The sequence below is a fragment of the Syntrophobotulus glycolicus DSM 8271 genome (assembly GCF_000190635.1).
In the GTDB taxonomy this organism is placed as follows: domain Bacteria; phylum Bacillota; class Desulfitobacteriia; order Desulfitobacteriales; family Syntrophobotulaceae; genus Syntrophobotulus; species Syntrophobotulus glycolicus.
In genome coordinates this window covers 2,767,377-2,784,428 of record NC_015172.1, presented here as the reverse complement: position 1 = coordinate 2,784,428, position 17,052 = coordinate 2,767,377, and the positions used below count along the sequence as shown (strand labels likewise).

Here is a 17,052-nt window from a genome sequence, read left to right as displayed (position 1 = left end):
CTGCCATGGATGGCAAGGAGCGGCAAAAGGAGGGAATATCATGTTGGGAGTCATTCGCAAGTTTTTTCAATTTGCCGGCCCGCGCCGGGGCAGGATGCAGCTGGGGATCGTCTTTGCCTTTATTCATTCCATCTTTCATGCCATGCAGATTTTGGCCATTTTTGTCGTCCTTAAGGCCCTGGTCGAGGGACAGGTGAGCTCCGCTACAGCCTGGAGCTCTTTCGGCATCATGCTGGTGAGCATGCTGGGTTGTATTTGGACCCGGCACAGATCCACCATGGCGGAAGCGGAGGGCAGTTTTTACCTGTGTGCCGACAAGCGGACGGAAATCGGCGACCGGATGAAATACATGCCCATGGGTTATTTCAATGACAACAGCCTGGGGACCATCACGGCAGCCGTCACTTCTACCATGGAAGATCTGCAGGACATCGCCCCTCGCGTTATGGATAAAACCGTGCACGGCTATATCTACGCCGCGGTGGTTACCCTGATGCTGATTTTCTTTGACTGGCGGATCGGGTTCATCGTGGTGGCAGGCATCCTGCTCTTTATCGGTGTCAATGCCCTGATGCAGAAGAAATCGCGCCGGGTATCTCCCGCCCGGGTGGCGGCTCAGGCCTCACTGGTGGGGGCCGTACTGGAATATGCCCAGGGGATGAGCGTGGTGCGCGCGTTTAACCTGGCGGATAATGCCCATAAGACCATGGACCGGGCCATTGACGAGTGCGAGAAACAAAACGTGGGTCTGGAGATCGCTTTTATTCCGTTTATGTTTTTACAGAGCCTGATCCTCAAAGGGATGAGTGTGGTACTGGTCGCCGCCGCTGTCTGGCTTTATCTGGCAGGGGCGATGGAACTCTCGGTCTGCCTGCTGGTTGTGGTTTCTTCCTTCATCATTTACAGCCAGCTGGAAACAGCGGGCAGCATGTCCGCTTTGCTCCGGGTCATTGACCTGTCCATGGACAGGGTGGAGGAAATCCGCCGGACCCCGCTCATGGATGAAAGGGGGAAGCACATCGTTCCAACCGGCTGGGGCATTGAGGGCAGCGGGGTCAGCTTCTCCTACGGCGAGCGCAAAATCATCGACGATGTGAGCTTTGTCATCCCGGCCGGCACCACGACAGCCGTCATCGGCCCCTCCGGCGGGGGCAAAACAACCTTGTGCAACCTGATGGCCCGCTTCTGGGATGTGGACCGCGGCAGCATCACTCTGGGCGGCAGGGATGTGCGGGATTATACGCTGGACAGTCTGCTGCAAAACTTCAGCATGGTGTTCCAGAACGTCTATCTTTTTAACGACACCATCGCCAACAACATCAAATTCGGCAAACCTGGCGCCGGTCTGGCAGAAATCCGTGCTGCGGCTCAAAAAGCCTGCTGCGACGACTTTATCATGCTTTTGCCGGACGGCTATGACACTGTAATCGGCGAAGGCGGGGCCACCATCTCTGGCGGTGAAAAGCAGCGTATCGCTATCGCCCGGGCTATCCTGAAGGACGCTCCGATTATTATCCTGGATGAAGCGACCGCCAATGTGGACCCGGAAAATGAAAATCAATTGCAGGCGGCCATTGCCGAGCTGACCCGCAGCAAGACCGTGATTATGATCGCTCATAGGCTGAAAACCGTGCGGCATGCCGATCAGATCCTGGTGCTGGACGGCGGGAAAATCATTCAGAGGGGAACACATGAGCAGCTGATGGCGGAAGGCGGGATGTACGCCGACTTCATCGGGATGCGGGAAAAATCCATCGGCTGGAAGCTGGATGGGAACGCCCGGGCCGCCGGGTGACGACGGATGATAAGAGAGGAGGAAGGTGTAAATGATTTCTTTGGACGGAGTGCAGGAGACCCTGCTCATTCCTTTGACCATCAAGGCCAGCGAAACCAAACGGCCCCAACCCAGGATCCGTGATTTCAAGGCTGTAGAGATCATGGAGAAACTGAACATGGACACTGCCAAATATGATAAATTTATGAGTCACGAGGGCGTTGTGGCCAGGACCATTCTGTTTGACGAAGCCATCAAGCACTATTTAAAAAAATACCCCCAGGCCGTTTGCATTTCCATCGGCTGCGGTTTTGATGCCCGGTTCTCCAGGGTAGATAACGGGAGGCTGACCTGGTATGATTTGGACTTTCCCGAAGTGATCTCCGCCCGCAGGAAATTTTTCCCCAAACAGGAGAGAGTGCATCTGATTGCCAAATCGGCGTTGGATCCCTCCTGGCCCCGGGAGATCAACAAAGACGGGAAAACCATCATCGTGATTGAAGGTGTACTCATGTATTTTACTGAAGAAGCAGTCAGTCAGCTTTTACAGATTATCCGGGACAATTTTGCCGACGTCATTCTGCTGGCGGAGCTGATGCCACCCTTTTCAGCAAAAAGCAGCAGGATGCACGATACGGTCAAAAGCACGCAGGCAACCTTTCAATGGGGCGTGAAGTCGGGAAAGGAAGTCGAAAAACTCTGCACCGGCCTGAAGCTTGTTGAAGAAAAGAGTTTCAACTGCGAAATGAAAAAACACTCTTTCAGGGGCAGGTTGTTCGCTTCCGTTCCCGTCATCCGGAATTTTAACAACCGGCTGGCCGTTTTCACTTTAGGCAATACCATCCAGACCGCCAGGTAAACAACCAATATGGAAAGCGACAGTTACGACTATTACTCATCAATAGAAAATAAATATAATCTTACCTAACCGCAAAGATCTATTTTTCCCTTCTAGATTACTCGAGACAGACAGGACGGTAACTAAAATCAGCCCAGGGAGCGTGGCGAAACGAAGTTTCGTTACGCTCCCTTTTTTCGGCTAAATCAATACTATATAGACAACATTGATTACTTTTTGCAACACATATTACAGCAACAATTCTTTTTCAAGCTGGAAGCTGTAAAAAGCAGGATATGCTATAATTATCTAAAAATCCTAAAATTTTTCTTTTTTACCGGGCAATAGGTTAATAACTTGCCCAAAAAAGAATTCAGGAAGAAATAAATAAAATGTCATATTTTAATATGAAAGAGTGAAAAAGTGTATGTTGATTATTTTTGCTGCCATCCAAAATAAAGAAGACCGCAGCAGGCTGGAAGCTTTGTATCAAGAACATGTTTCCTTGATGTATAAGGTGGCAAAGAGAATTTTAAATGATGAACATCTGGCTCAGGACGCTGTTCAGGAAGCCTTTATCAATATTTTGAATCATGTTGATAAGATCTTCAACATTGACTGTAACAAAATAAGGGTCTTATTCGTTATCATTGTTAGAAACACTGCGATCGATATTTACCGTCAACGAAAAAAACAGTCCGGTATTTTGACGGAAACACCTGAAGAAGATTTATCGGACCCCGGACCAAGTGTGGAAGAGATTTTAATCAGGAATGAAATTTTGACCGGAGTAGCAGAGAAAATGAAGAAACTGTACCCGCCCTATGCCGACATTCTTTCTCTGAAATACTCCTATCAGTATACCAACGAGGAAATCTCCCGGCTTTTAAATCTTACCCCGGAGAATACCAGGACCCGCCTTCACCGGGCCAGAAAAAGCTTGAATAAATTATTAGCCCAGGAAGAGGGGGGAACAAACCGTGGATGAAAAGGAAACGGCGAAAGCTGAAGCCGAAGAAAAAATGCTGGAAGCGCTTTACGAATATGCCGCAGCCTGTCATGCTGCTAACATATTGGCCGAATATCCGGCTGAAGATGATGCAGATTCCGAATTTACCCTTCCGCCCGAATTTAACCGGAAAATGAAAAAGATCATTGCCTGCTGTGAGAGAAAAGAAAGATGGGACAAAATAAGAAAAACAATTGTCCGGTCTGTACCCAAAGCAGCGATTTTTCTTTTGGTCTTATTAGGAAGCTTCACAATCGTGGTGGCCAGTGTTCAGGCCTTCAGAGTGAAAGCGTTAAATATCATTCTCGATATCCAAAATCAATATACCAGCATTCAGACGGAGGATGAGAATAACGACCGATTAAAACAAACTGACACGCACATACCGCAGGATTGGAACGGATATGTTCCCAATGATGTTCCCTCCGGTTTTACAATTGATGAAATTGAAGAAAGCGATCTGGTGAGCACGATTAACTATAAAAATGAGAAAGGACATACTATTGAATTCAATCAATATTTTAGCGGCAATACAGACCTGAGAATAGATACAGAAGGTGCAACTGTCCAAACTATCATGATTCATAGTAGTAATGCACTTTTATCCGAAAAACAAGGGATTGTGAGTATTGTCTGGAAGGAAGACTATCTGCTTTCCCTGATAGGAGAAGCGGATAAGGCGGAAATGATTAAGATGGCTGAAAGTATTAAGAAAAAATAATGAAAAATTTCCCATGCTAAGTGTAACAATAGTCGCCTTTTTTCGTTTATTTGAGTGAAGGGATAAACGAAGGGAGGTGAGATTTGGGGTTTGATAATTATTAAATCAATTCAGCAAAGGAAGTATGAAATGAAAAAAATATATCGTTGTTTTATTATAATCCTTTTGGCTTTTGGTTTAACTGCCTGTGGAAATGAAAAGGTAGTTAATAGCAACACAAAAGAAAACGGGAATACGGACCTAAAGATATCTTTTGACCCTGGACAATCGTTCACCATGGCTAAAAGCTTATGGTATGATGACACCAATGTTTTACTTGTTTTTGGCGATAATAAAGAAAATGAGCATTCAAAAATCATTTCTTACAATTTAGAGACAAAAAACAGCAAGGTTTTGTTTGAAGGTCAGTTGCTTACAGGATCTGAAGATCACCTTTTAGTTAATGAAAACAATTGGCTATCAAAATTGGAAAAAAGCTTTTTTCTATGACAGAGCCAGTTTGTCTCTGACCGATAACTATACAAAAAAATCCGAAGTTGACTTCATACGCTACTCATCGGACATGGAATATTTGGCCGAAGTACGGAAAGATGACCTTTATATCTCGAATAATCAATTAAAAGAGAGTAAAAAGATTGATACTTCCTCTCAATACAGCAGCCTATCCTGGTCCAAAGACAATGCTAAGTTAGTGTATATTTCAAATAGTGGCAGCAATATTAATATTATAGACAGAGATTCCCTGCAAAAACAAACATTGACCGGAGGGAAGGACTTCCAGTGCCCTGATGGATGGGTCGAGTTAATGTGGTGCTACTTCCTGCCGAACAATACCGATATTTTTGTGCATATTCTGGGTGAGAATAATGATTCGATTGCGATAATTGACAGCACAGGAGCCAAAAAGCCTAAATTATTTCCGGAAAATGGCAGTATAACGACATGGGGGGGTATCTCCGACCATCTAATTGTCTATGCTGTAAATGAAAATGAATCGAAAGAGGAAAAGCTGATCTGCTATGATTATTTAGCCGATCAACGACATGTTATCCATAACTCAACCGAGCTTATTGTTTCGGCTGGGTTTTCACCCGATGAAAACAGCGTTTTTCTGGCAACACTCCTTAAAGGCGGTGAAAGCGAGCAGTTATATACCTTCAATTTAAATTAACCTCCCGTATTTCGGTCTGGAATTTAGAAAAAATTAATAAAAATTTAAGGAATCATCCCTCCTTTTTTCTATTATTTGAGTATACAATGAGGGGAAGTAAGACATAAGCGTAAAAAACATGATTCGAGAGGGATGTAATGAAAAAAATATACGTTTGCTTTATGGCAATTTTTCTGATTTTTGGTTTAACTGCTTGCGGAAATCAAGCAGAAATGGAAGGGAAAAATAAGGCGAATTTCAAAGAGAAAAAAATATCTTTTGACCCTGGACAATCGTTCACCATGGCTAAAAGCTTATGGTATGATGACACCAATGTTTTACTTGTTTTTGGCGATAATAAAGAAAATGAGCATTCGAAAATCATTTCTTACAACTTAGACACAAAAAACAGCAAAGTTTTGTATGAAGGTCAATTTTCTACAGGTTATGAAGATCAAATTTTAATTAATGATAAAATCATTGGCTATCAGAATTGGGAAAGGGCTTTTTTCTATGACAGAGCCGGTTTGTCTCTGGTTGATGAGTATAGAAAAAAAGCGGAAGATAACTTCATACGTTATTCATCGGATATGGGATATTTAGCGGGAGTACGGAAAGATGGCCTTTATATCGCGAATAATCAATTGAAAGAGAGCAAAAAAATTGATACGTCTTCTCAATACGCCAGCCTATCCTGGTCCAAAGACAATGCTAAGTTACTGTATATTGCCAATGGCCGCAGCGATATTTGTATGATAGACAGAGATTCCATGAAAAAACAAACATTGACCGGAGGGAAAGACTTCCAGTACCCGGATGGATGGGTTGATTTGCTGTATTGCCGTTTTCTCCCGAATAATACGGATATTCTTATCCATATCCTCGGCGAGCGTAAAGATACGTTTGCACTCATCAGCAGTACGGGGGAAAAAGAACCTAAATTTATTTCAGAGAATGGAAACGTTACCTTGATGGATATCTCGGATCAGCAAATTGTCTATGCTGTAAAGGAGAATGAATCGAAAGAGGAAAAGCTGATCTGCTATGATTACTTAACCGATCAGCGACATGTTATCCATAACTCAACCGAGCTTATTGTTTCGGCTGGGTTTTCACCCGATCAAAACAGCGTTTTTCTGGCAACACTCCTTAAAGGCGGTGAAAGCCAGCACCAGTTATATACCTTCAATTTAAATTAACCGACCGTCAAATATGATTTACAATCATTTGTCTAACATTAACCGCAAGAAAAGACAGTGCCTTGATTGATGGGAGAGAGTCAACCGATCAACGAAGCAGTTTTGGTTTCTTAACTTACTCTGAAACAACAAAATAAATTTGTTCAAACAACGGGATTTCATTTTCCCACTGAGATAAAAACTCCGTATTCGTCATTGTTCTGTTATATCCATTGGTATGATCTGTATCCATGTTGGAATCATAGAGAAAAATATTTTCTTCATCATATCCGACAACTGTTACATAGTGCTGCCAGCTGGTAAAATGCCCAATCAGAACAATAATCGGATTTCCTTCGTTTAGTCTTGTTTTCAGGTGTTTCAAATCGCCGTGCAGCATTTCTGCATGATGGCCGTATTGATTAAAAATCTCTATAAGTGCTTGCGGCATTACATAACCATTGGAAAACTTATGATTAAGCTGCCGGTAATTTTCCCGTCCGCTTATTTCTTCCCCAAAGGTTCTCAGAACATAAGCAGACGAGAAACCGGCGCATTGTCCTCTTTCCTGTTTTTCAAAATAGCTCTTCGTTTCCACGAAATAGGTATCAGTGTATTCTATTTCTTTGGTATCTTTTTGGGGCAGGGATTGGGCGTATATGTCTAAAATGGATATGCCCGTTCCCTTTATTGTTAAGAAGAATTGAAGTGCGGTATTGAACCCGATCATGAGCAGAAACAAAATCAGCATTATTTTGGTCAATACATTTATTTTCTTTGGATAGTTCATTTGTGCCGTCCTTTTCCAACGCAATTAATCAAGAATAAAGAGAGAAGTCTGTTGTAGAAGAAAAGCCCGGTTATTCCCCCGAGTGTATTTGCTATAATATCGTCAACATCAAAAACTCTCCATGATGTCGGTGTCACCACCATGATGAGCAACTGTAAGGTTTCAATACATAAGGAGAATAGAAAACTAATGGCTATCGTTCTTTTTAGCGAGCTATATTTCCGGTCTAACGCCGGCAATAAGAAACCCAATGGACAAAACAAGGATATTATAAAAAAAGCCTTTAAAAGTTATAACAAAAATTAATCGTTGATGTCTAATACCGATAAAAAAATAGATTTGACCGAGTTAAATCCGTCGTTAATGAAAAAAGAAAAAGGTGTAAGATTATAGGAGATAGATCCTGAGTTGATAACAAAAACAGGAACAATAAGAAATAGCGTAATGACGACGACCAGAATAACATACGCTAAAAATAAATATTTTACAATGTTTCTTTTCATAAACTTTTTTCTCTCTCGCAGAAATCTTCAGTCTGGCCGGATGTATTTTTATCTATCCCACAGGGTTTTGTTTTATTGTACCTGCCATTTTGTTCAGGAACACACTTTTCAGATCAGATCTCACGCATATCAATCATTAACGTTTTGCTTTTCTCCTTGTCATCATTGTTAATATACATCATTACGTAATTGTCAAACATTTCCCAGATGGTCATGGTATTGTCTGGGGTATCGGTAGCGCCGTCATAGACTTCGAGAAATTGATTCTTTTGGTAATCGAAAATAAACCTGCCGCTGCCTGCATTATTATACCAACTGATATACCGGTTGTTTATTCTCGGTTGATGCCTGACCATTTGATTTTCTACTACGTCATAACAGGGAGAGTTCTCATCTACAACGGTCTTGATTGTCTTATCCTCCAGATTCGCCATGACGATCTCCGTATTACAGGCATCCATACCCTCTTCTTTCAGCGGAATATGGATAGCGGCCATTCTGTTTTCATACAGGCAGGGGTCATAGTAATAATCATTGACTGTCAAACGCTCTGTTTTTTGCGTTCTAAGATTGTACAGGTAGAGATCGCTGTATAGAGTCCAGGTAAGTCTTTGTTCCGTGCCGTCCGGCCCATAAAACTTGTTCCAGACGATCGAATCACCGTAGATCCCGCAGGTAGCAATCAGTTCGTCATGAACATCGCCGGCTTTGACAATAACGCTTTTACTCTTGGCATTTAAATCATAGAGGATGACTTCGCTGATTATTTTGGAGTCTTCGATGTCTGTCCGGCAGTAAACCACTTTGTTTTCTTTGGAAATCGCCATGTCATCTGGAGTATAGTTCACAGGTAAAGGAATATCGTAGTCATTAGACCGGAAGGAGCTTTGGTCGAGAATGATCTCTTCGCCGTTGCGGACATTGTGGCCTACCATCTGCCACTGGAAGGACTTATTGCCTGTATCCAGGACCAAGTCTTCCGTTTCCAGCCAGACGATCCATTCCGTATTGCTGACGATCTTTTTGATAAATTTGTCACTGTTTTTAACGGCTAAGAACTTGGTCAGGGATTGCTTTTCAACATCATAGGTGTAAATGTCCTTGAGATCGGATTTAACGGCCAGCAAGAGATGGTCGGATAATTTGGACTTGATAAAAGTCTGAGCGGGAACGGCGAAGATATCACTATCCTGTCTAGTGGCTTTTTGTACGGCACCCTGTTCCCCTTCCACGACTGTCCAAGATTCTTTTTCAGCTGGCGTTGCATTCCTGGCTGCCGGCACGCTGTTACAGCCAGTTAAATTCAGGATAAGAAAGGTCAGGAAGAAGATCAACGTAAACGTCGATCTCCTTCCTGCTTGTTCAGCAGAGTTCTTTACCATACAATACCTCTTTGTTGTGTAGAGTTAGCCAAATTTGTATAGCTTGTTTGATACTGCAGAGGGGCTTGGGAATAGGAATCTACAATGTTATATTTTTGAGTTGAGTCATTATAACCATAAACGCAGATATAGTGTTTTGCTCCGCTGGCATAAACAGGATTAACGGGTGTAGAAGTTGAACCATGGTATAAATCGGCGATTACATTGTAATTGTTTGTTTTATCAATGGTATAAATGACTTTGGCCCTGACACTGTTATTCCAGCCGCTCGAGGTTCCCTGCTGCAAGGTGTAATTATTGCCCGAGGCATATTGGTTTAAAGTGTTCTGCCACTTTGTGGCATCGAATCCCGTTCCGTCGGATTTTGTCCCCAAGGCTGCTATCAAAGTGTCTTCCGATGGGGTAGATCCACCATTGGCTAGATTATACCCTCTGATAAGGTTACGTGCTGAAGCCGGCCCGCAGGTATACCCTTTGGATTGCCTGTAAGTTCCGACTCTGTTGGTTTTTGATCCTCCCGTGGCAGTTATTCCGACATCAGCAGAATTTTTTTTGGCCTTTTCGATCTTTTGTTTTAAATATTCATCGGCTAATTTTGATTTTTCTTCGGCTGCTTTCTGCTGCCCAATGGTGGGTTTCGTATACGCTTCATTGAGACCATCCCATACATTTGCCGCATAGACATTACCTCCCAAAACTAAAGTGCAAATGGTGACTATGGAAGCAAACGCTTTAATTTTATTTTTGTAATTCATCAGTAAACCTCCTCAATTTTTGTTTCATGTCTTTCTTAGATAATGGGATAAGAAAAAATAATTCCCTCTCCTTTAATTTTCTCCCTTCACAAATATCCCCCAAGTGGTAATATAAAATTACCTACCATTTTGTGTAGGGGCACGGCCTTCAGATCAAATGTTACTTAGCGGGTACTGCTTGATCTGAAGGTGCTTATATTTGAATGTTGTATTCAAATATCTGTTTCTGCTTACAAACGATTAATATTTTTTTATGGACGAATAGCAGGTAGCGGTTTCTAAAATTGTGGAGCCGCTTTTAATTTTAGATGTATTCAAGATGCGATAAGTATAACCTGGACTGACATAATAGCCCTTTTCCAAACTGTGGGAACCAATGCCCGAAAAAGATTTTGACCATGACGTGACATTGGACCAACTAACGCCATTTTTAGAACGCTGCAGAGTAAGTGTTATTTCTGAATCATAATTTTTAAATAGAACGATATCCCCTGAACAAATAGCATATCCGTTCCCTTCTATCGAAAGACCTGCTCCAATTCTAGAGAGATATGCATAGTATGGAGTAATTTGTCCAGTTCTGGCACTAATAGAAGCATTGGTTTCGGCATAAACTGGTGTGCCTGTCGTTAACATGACTAACAGTGTTGCTACGGCAATCTTTTTTCCCTTCATCAATAAAACCCTCCCCAATTTTATTTGGAAAAATTTTCTTCTCATTTATACAAACGATTGAAAATGGATTTTGCAACACCCTAATAAAAATTTATTTTACCCAAGTAACGCTTTCGGCTATTTGAAAAACATCCTTATTCCCCAAATCAGCAGTCTGTGCATGTAAAATGAATCCATAGGAATCATTAGACCAGATCACAGTAATCAGGCCTTCTTTATTCACTAAAAGCCCTTCTCTTCCTTGGACAGTCACCTTTTCCACTTTTTCTGCATTCTCCGTATCCACATTTGTGCTTCCATTCTTATCGATTTGCTGAAACAGAATAATTCCTCCGTTTTTGCTTGTATACTCAATTGATTTGAGGTTTTGGTGATTTGTCAGGTTGCTGATTGAGTAACCCTCTGGAATAACGGCGGGTGCATAAGCATTCTCCCAGTTGATGAGCAGATCATTTCCGACAATAGTCCCTTTGTCTTCAAGCCGTATTTCCGTATACTTGTCTTCCATACTGATAAATAAGTTCAATACTTTTATCCTCACAGCCTGGACGGTAAAGGCAGAGGTCAAGAGCAAGACGATCAAAAGTGAAAAAACCACTGCTGTCTTATTTAAGTTTCTAGAGAATATCTGCAGTATATTTTTTGCTTTTTGCTTGTAATAGTGCTGATTGATCATCCTCTTAAATTTACGTTTTGCTTCAACTGTAGGCTGATAGAACGGATCTTTCCTCAGTTCTTCGTTTTCCTGAAGAAGCCGTTGTCCGTCGCGTTCAGCATAGCTTGTCATTGCGAGCTTTATCTGTATTTCTGCAAGCTCTTCGAGAAGTTGATTTTTGTCCATAGGATTATGGCTGACAGTCATTTTTGCAGCCCCCTTTCATTAAGCGTTTTTAATGCTCTGCGTCTGGCCCGCACCAAGTATTGGCGTATGTTATTTACCGGTATATTCATGACCTCCGCTATTTCTTTTTCTTTCAGCTCAAGATTGTATTTACAGTACAGTAAGTCCCTGTCCCTTTCTGATAATGTTTCGATTGCCGCTCCCAATTCTTCATAGGTTTCTTTGGCCGCGGAAATTTCTTCCGGTGTATTGGCCGTGTCAGGAATTGAATCCATCAGGTCATCCTCCATACCCATAAATACCATTTTTGTCTCAACAGTACGGTGCTTAATGTAGTCGATTGAAATGTTTCTGATCGTATAGACGATGTAAGAGGTCCTTTTGCAACACTCCAATGCCCTTAAAGTTGAAATTTTTTCGATCAGTTTTAAAAAGGCCTCGTTTATCAGGTCATCGACAATGTCGTAATTCCGTAAAATCTGATAAGCTGTCTTTTTCATGATGGAATAATACTGTACATATAGCTCTGTGATGTATTCTCTGTCATCATCATTTTCTATGGCCAATATTACTAAAGGGAACATGACGATTTCTCCTTCGTTAAATATTTCTTAGAGTGCAAGATTCTCCGCCGCGCACATTGAACCCTCTCTGGGGCGGGATAAAGATTCTCTGACAAAGGAGACTGAGAGTTGGTTATGATAAAACCTTAGAAGATGATAGATTTAAACATTTAAATAATTCTTGACAAGAACATAGAATTGAAAGTATATTAAGTACATGGAAATAGTGGATTTAATGCTTGACCGGAGAACTGGAGGCTAAGTAAACAAACCTTTCGAGGATGTTTGCCTGGCCTCTTCCTTTATTTAGTCAGATATTATAATGTTGGGAGGCGATTAAGTGGCAAATTTTATTGACCGTGCAAAATTCACCTGTGCTCTCGGCGGGGCCATTGTGACCTTATCGGCATTGCATAGGACCGTGCCGATTGTACATGCGTCCGGAGGATGCGCAGGTATGCTGTCCAATACGTATAACATGGCCGGAGGCTACAAGGGAGCGGGGTATTGCGGGGGAACAATGACACCTACCTCCAATGTCGTGGAAAATGATATTGTTTTCGGCGGTGAAAAACGCCTGGAGGAACAAATTTCCAGCACCATCAAAGTCATAGACGGCGACCTTTATTTTGTGGTGACCGGATGCCAAGTTGAAATCATCGGCGATGATGTCCTTGGGGTGACGCGCCGGTTCCGGGAGGGCAGGGATATTGTGCTGGCGGCAAGCACGCCGGGCTTCTTGGGCAACAGTTTTAAAGGATATGATGCGGTCCTGAGTACGCTCGCGGCGGAATTGGTTGAAAAGAAAGAGGAGAAAGACCAAAAAACAGTCAATATTTTGGGCATTGTCCCGGGGCAGGATGTTTTTTTTCGAGGCAATATCAAGGGAATCAAAAGGCTGCTGAACCTGCTGGGGGTTCAGGTCAACACCTTTTTCGGCGACGGGGAAACCATTGAGAAAATCAAAAATTACGGAAATGCCGGTCTGACGATTGTTTTTTCAGAAAATTACGGGATTGAGACCGCTAAGGTTTTTGAAGAAAAACATCATATCCCCTACATTACGGCTGATCTCCCTATCGGGGAAACGAGGACGGATGCTTTTCTGCACAAGATCACCTCCCTGCTGGGACTTGAGCAGTCTGCTGTCAAGGCCCTGATCGCGGAGGAAAAAAAGTATTATTACAGCTACCTGGAAAGAATTCTGGACAGCTACAGTGATCTCGATTTCCAGAGATATGCCATAGTCGCGGCCGACAGCAGCTATGCCTTTCCGCTGACAAGCTTCCTGGCCGATGATCTGGGCTGGATTCCGCATCTGGTTGTGATCAACGACCAGGATCATGATGATCTCAGCAAAAAGAAATATGAATCGAAATTCAATCAGCTGACCTCTGAAACCAAACCCAAGGTCGTCTTTGAACCGCAGACGGGGCAGCTTCTCAACCATATCCGGCACAGCTGGCAATACAATCATAATGACAAATATGAGAATGCGCTCAGCCCGGTCTTTGTTGTCGGCAGCAGCCTTGAAGCCACCGCGGCGGAAAAAATCGGAGCCAATTTTCTGTCGGTCGCATTTCCGGTTACCAACAGGCTGGTTCTGGACAGAGGGTATACCGGCTACCAAGGCGGTTTAACACTCGCTGAAGATATCTTTTCAGCGCTCGTCAGTGATCGTTAATCGAAGGAGGGTATAAGCATGTCTAAATTAACGGAGAACCTCACCTATCATTATTTAGGAGCAGAGGCTGCGCCGACCAGGGAAGAACGGATCGAAGCATGTAACGCCTTCGGCGGTTCCTGCCGGAGTCTTAAAAAAGGGATGGGAAACAGCTGTACTAAGTTCAACAGCAGGAAATTCGCCCAGGGGGGCGGCTGTCAGCTCACCCTGGCTTTAGGGATCGTCGCAACCTTTCAGAATGTTGTGATCATCATTCACGCTCCGCTTGGCTGCGGCTCAACCAGTCTCAGCTTTGCCGGCACCAGAAAAACCATGCGCGGTCAGAAGCAGAAACCCAAAACAGACAATATTTGGCTGCATACCAACCTGGATGAAAATGATGTGATTTCCGGAGGTATTGAGAAGCTGCGCAAGGCGGTTCTCTATGCGGAACAGGAATACCGCCCCGATGCCATTATCATTGCCAACAGCTGTGTGCCCGGCATTATCGGCGACGATATCGACTCTTTGCTGGATGAGCTTGACAGGCAGCTCTCAGCCCGGGTGGTGCCTGTGCACTGTGAAGGCTTTAAAAGCAAGTTTGTCGCCACCGGTTATGACTCTGCCTATCACGGTGTCTTAAAAAAACTGGTTGATCCAGTCCCGAGATACGACAGGACGATTCCGGATGATGTTGGCGACGCGGCTGAAAAGTATTTGAACAGCAGGACAGTAAATTTGTTAAATGTCGGTTCCACGAGCTATGGCGACGAGGTGGAACTGTCCAGGCTGCTTAAGGCGCTTGATTTAAATGTGCGGGTAATGCCTTTGTTTTCCAGTGTGGAGGAAATTTCGCGCTTTGGTGAGGCCGCCCTGAATGTCAGCATCTGCGCCACCCATGATGATTACCTTGTCGGTCATCTGAAAGAGCGCTTTGGTACCGGGTATGTCATCGATACCTTACCGATAGGGATCAAGAGCACAAATCAATGGCTGCGGGAAATCGGGAAATTCTTCAAACTGGAAGATGAGGTGGAGAGACTGATCGCCATAGAGACGGCCCAACTGGAAGAGGCCCTGGAGCCGTTCAAAAAAGTGCTGAAAGGCAAGAGGGTATTTGTGGGCGGAGGAGAAATGCGTATTTTTACAACCGCCGAGTTTTACCAGTCTCTTGGGATGAATGTCCTGGGTTTGAAACCGCATAACTTTGACCGTTTTGCCGTACCCCTGATTGATGAGATTTCGGATCAGCAGGCCGTCATTGATGTTGCCCCGGGGCAGCCGGCGGAGGAAATGGTGATCCTGAACAGGCTTAAACCGGACCTCTATGTCGGGCATACAGGGGCCAATGGCTGGGTGACCAAGCTGGGCATACCCAATATCCCTCTTTTCGGCCAGACCTTTAATTATATGGGCTATTCGGGAGCCTACGAACTGGCCCGGAAGGCGGCGCGAAAATTCCAGAATACAACCTTTGCCAGAAAAATAGCTGCCAATGTCGCCTTGCCGTTCCGGCCGGAATGGTATGAAACCAATCCCTTTGACAACATCAAGGAGGTTCAGGCTTAAATCAGGATAATGATAGCACAGGGTAAATCAAGTTATAGAAGGAGTAATCTCTATGTCGGAAATTGTAAATAATTTGACGGAACTGATCGGTGACACTCCGCTGTTTCGACCGAATTCCTTTGCCAAACTGGCAAAATTAAGCGGGGAACTGCTGTTGAAGCTGGAATATTATAATCCTCTGGGCAGTGTCAAAGACAGGATTGCCAATTCCATGGTCGTGGATGCCGAAAAGAAAGGCCTCCTGAAAAAAGAATCGGTGATCATTGAACCGACCAGCGGCAATACCGGTGTCGGTCTGGCTTTTGTGGCAGCCGCGAAAGGCTACCGGATCATCCTGACCATGCCGGAAACCATGAGCCTGGAACGGCGGACCCTGCTGAAAGCTCTGGGGGCGGAGCTGGTCCTGACACCCGGTGCGGAAGGGATGAAGGGAGCGATCCGCAAGGCGGAAGAACTCTCCGCTCAGATTGCTGACTCTGTGATTTTGCAGCAGTTTAACAATCCCGCCAATCCGGCGGTGCACCGAGAGACGACTGCTGAGGAAATCTGGAGGGACACCGGAGGCAAGGTAGACATCTTCGTGGCCGGTGTCGGTACGGGAGGAACCATTACAGGAGTGGGAGAAGTCCTGAAAGCGAGGAAACCGGAGGTCAAGGTTGTGGCGGTCGAGCCCAATGACTCGCCTGTTTTGTCAGGGGGCAGTCCGGGGCCGCACCAGATCCAGGGCATCGGAGCGGGCTTTGTGCCTAAGGTATTTAAGTATGAGGTTGTCGATGAGATTTTTAAAGTGAAAAATGAAGAAGCGGTTGATACTTCACGGGTGCTGGCCAGAACAGAGGGACTGCTCGTGGGCATCTCTTCGGGCGCCGCTGCCTTTGCGGCGGCTCAGCTTGCCAAACGGCCGGAGAATGCCGGTAAAACGATTGTCGCCTTACTCCCCGATACCGGGGAAAGATACCTGTCAACCGTTCTTTTTCAAAACCTGCCGGACGAAAAAAGCAGATACTGGCGCTGAATCTAGAAAATCTTTCGGCTTCTGATAGCCAATGACCAATTTCCGAATATGTTCTTCGGCTCATTTGTTGTGAGAAACTAATCTGACATGATTTTTTCCATTTTTATTTTGGGATTCTTAACGTGGGAGAGCAGCCAATGGTGATAAGGGCTTACACAGAGAAAGACTGGGAAGAAGTATGCCATGTCTTCGACAGAGCAAAACCCGATGAAATGCGTGGCTCATGTGATTTAAAAGCAATTAGGCCGTTGAAGGCGGATAAAGAACTGATCAGATCCTTTCATGAAAGTAAAATATTTGTTGCGGAAGAAGACGGCAGGGTTGTTGGATTTGCAGGATATCATAATACCTTGATCTCTTGGCTATTTGTTGCCCCCCAATACTATAGGCAAGGAATCGGTAGAAGATTACTGAATTGGATATTGACTGATGTAGGAGAGACGGCATATCTAAATGTTGCCAAATATAATGAGCCGGCTAAAAGATTATATTATAGTGAAGGGTTTAAAGTTGTTGAAGAGTTCACAGGTCAATATAATGGATATGAGGCTCATGCCCTGAAATTGGTATTCTTTCGTGCATAATGTAAATTCCATGTACTATCTATGTAAATGCGGTTTGGTCTT

18 protein-coding genes are annotated in these 17,052 nt (G+C 44.0%); 11 read left to right on the top strand and 7 right to left on the bottom strand.

The window, feature by feature from the left end; genetic code table 11:
* Positions 1-40: 40 nt before the first annotated feature.
* From SGLY_RS13840 to SGLY_RS13815, 7 genes are all read left to right on the top strand, one after another.
* Positions 41-1,795 carry an ABC transporter ATP-binding protein gene (locus tag SGLY_RS13840; protein WP_041445434.1) on the top strand — a complete coding sequence of 585 codons (1,755 nt, stop codon included), beginning with the start codon at positions 41-43 and terminating at the stop codon, positions 1,793-1,795.
* 31 nt (positions 1,796-1,826) lie between these two features.
* On the top strand, positions 1,827-2,633 hold the full coding sequence (locus SGLY_RS13835) for a class I SAM-dependent methyltransferase (protein WP_013625848.1): 807 nt from the start codon (positions 1,827-1,829) through the stop codon (positions 2,631-2,633).
* Positions 2,634-3,039: 406 nt separating this feature from the next.
* Entirely contained in the window at positions 3,040-3,600 is a 561-nt protein-coding gene (locus SGLY_RS13830; RefSeq protein ID WP_013625847.1) for an RNA polymerase sigma factor, read from the top strand.
* On the top strand, positions 3,593-4,342 hold the full coding sequence (locus SGLY_RS13825; protein ID WP_013625846.1) for a DUF4367 domain-containing protein: 750 nt from the start codon (positions 3,593-3,595) through the stop codon (positions 4,340-4,342). Before SGLY_RS13830 ends, SGLY_RS13825 begins: the two co-directional genes overlap by 8 nt.
* 129 nt (positions 4,343-4,471) lie before the next feature.
* Positions 4,472-4,831 (top strand): LptM family lipoprotein, encoded by a 360-nt coding sequence (locus tag SGLY_RS18460; RefSeq protein ID WP_242822956.1) that lies wholly within the window; start codon positions 4,472-4,474, stop codon positions 4,829-4,831.
* A complete protein-coding gene (locus SGLY_RS13820; protein WP_013625845.1) occupies positions 4,785-5,513 on the top strand; it encodes a hypothetical protein in 729 nt (242 codons plus the stop codon). The genes SGLY_RS18460 and SGLY_RS13820 overlap by 47 nt, the downstream gene beginning before the upstream one ends.
* Before the next feature lie 137 nt (positions 5,514-5,650).
* The gene (locus SGLY_RS13815) at positions 5,651-6,691 is read left to right on the top strand and encodes an LptM family lipoprotein (protein ID WP_013625844.1); all 1,041 of its coding nucleotides are present in this window, start codon (positions 5,651-5,653) and stop codon (positions 6,689-6,691) included.
* 115 nt (positions 6,692-6,806) lie between these two features.
* On the opposite strand, the gene SGLY_RS13810 is transcribed toward SGLY_RS13815, so the two are convergent.
* The 7 genes from SGLY_RS13810 to SGLY_RS13780 form a co-directional block, all read right to left on the bottom strand.
* The gene (locus SGLY_RS13810) at positions 6,807-7,460 is read right to left on the bottom strand and encodes a C39 family peptidase (RefSeq protein ID WP_013625843.1); all 654 of its coding nucleotides are present in this window, start codon (positions 7,458-7,460) and stop codon (positions 6,807-6,809) included.
* Positions 7,457-7,723, bottom strand: a complete 267-nt coding sequence (locus SGLY_RS18675; RefSeq protein WP_427916599.1) for a VanZ family protein — start codon at positions 7,721-7,723, stop codon at positions 7,457-7,459. The genes SGLY_RS13810 and SGLY_RS18675 overlap by 4 nt, the downstream gene beginning before the upstream one ends.
* A 353-nt stretch (positions 7,724-8,076) precedes the next feature.
* Complete coding sequence (locus SGLY_RS13800) at positions 8,077-9,345, bottom strand: hypothetical protein (protein ID WP_013625842.1); 1,269 nt, start codon at positions 9,343-9,345, stop codon at positions 8,077-8,079.
* The gene (locus SGLY_RS13795; protein WP_013625841.1) at positions 9,339-10,100 is read right to left on the bottom strand and encodes a C39 family peptidase; all 762 of its coding nucleotides are present in this window, start codon (positions 10,098-10,100) and stop codon (positions 9,339-9,341) included. The genes SGLY_RS13800 and SGLY_RS13795 overlap by 7 nt, the downstream gene beginning before the upstream one ends.
* 240 nt (positions 10,101-10,340) lie before the next feature.
* Complete coding sequence (locus SGLY_RS13790; protein ID WP_013625840.1) at positions 10,341-10,775, bottom strand: hypothetical protein; 435 nt, start codon at positions 10,773-10,775, stop codon at positions 10,341-10,343.
* A 91-nt stretch (positions 10,776-10,866) separates the two neighbouring features.
* Complete coding sequence (locus tag SGLY_RS13785; protein ID WP_013625839.1) at positions 10,867-11,637, bottom strand: DUF4367 domain-containing protein; 771 nt, start codon at positions 11,635-11,637, stop codon at positions 10,867-10,869.
* Positions 11,634-12,200 (bottom strand): RNA polymerase sigma factor, encoded by a 567-nt coding sequence (locus SGLY_RS13780; RefSeq protein WP_013625838.1) that lies wholly within the window; start codon positions 12,198-12,200, stop codon positions 11,634-11,636. The genes SGLY_RS13785 and SGLY_RS13780 overlap by 4 nt, the downstream gene beginning before the upstream one ends.
* Positions 12,201-12,519: 319 nt before the next feature.
* Between SGLY_RS13780 and SGLY_RS13775 the strand changes: the two genes are divergently transcribed.
* From SGLY_RS13775 to SGLY_RS13760, 4 genes are all read left to right on the top strand, one after another.
* Positions 12,520-13,863 (top strand): nitrogenase component 1, encoded by a 1,344-nt coding sequence (locus SGLY_RS13775; RefSeq protein WP_013625837.1) that lies wholly within the window; start codon positions 12,520-12,522, stop codon positions 13,861-13,863.
* Between the two features lie 18 nt (positions 13,864-13,881).
* Complete coding sequence (locus tag SGLY_RS13770; protein ID WP_013625836.1) at positions 13,882-15,411, top strand: nitrogenase component 1; 1,530 nt, start codon at positions 13,882-13,884, stop codon at positions 15,409-15,411.
* A gap of 52 nt (positions 15,412-15,463) precedes the next feature.
* Complete coding sequence (gene cysK, locus SGLY_RS13765; protein WP_013625835.1) at positions 15,464-16,426, top strand: cysteine synthase A; 963 nt, start codon at positions 15,464-15,466, stop codon at positions 16,424-16,426.
* Positions 16,427-16,563: 137 nt separating this feature from the next.
* A complete protein-coding gene (locus SGLY_RS13760) occupies positions 16,564-17,010 on the top strand; it encodes a GNAT family N-acetyltransferase (RefSeq protein WP_013625834.1) in 447 nt (148 codons plus the stop codon).
* Positions 17,011-17,052: the final 42 nt, after the last annotated feature.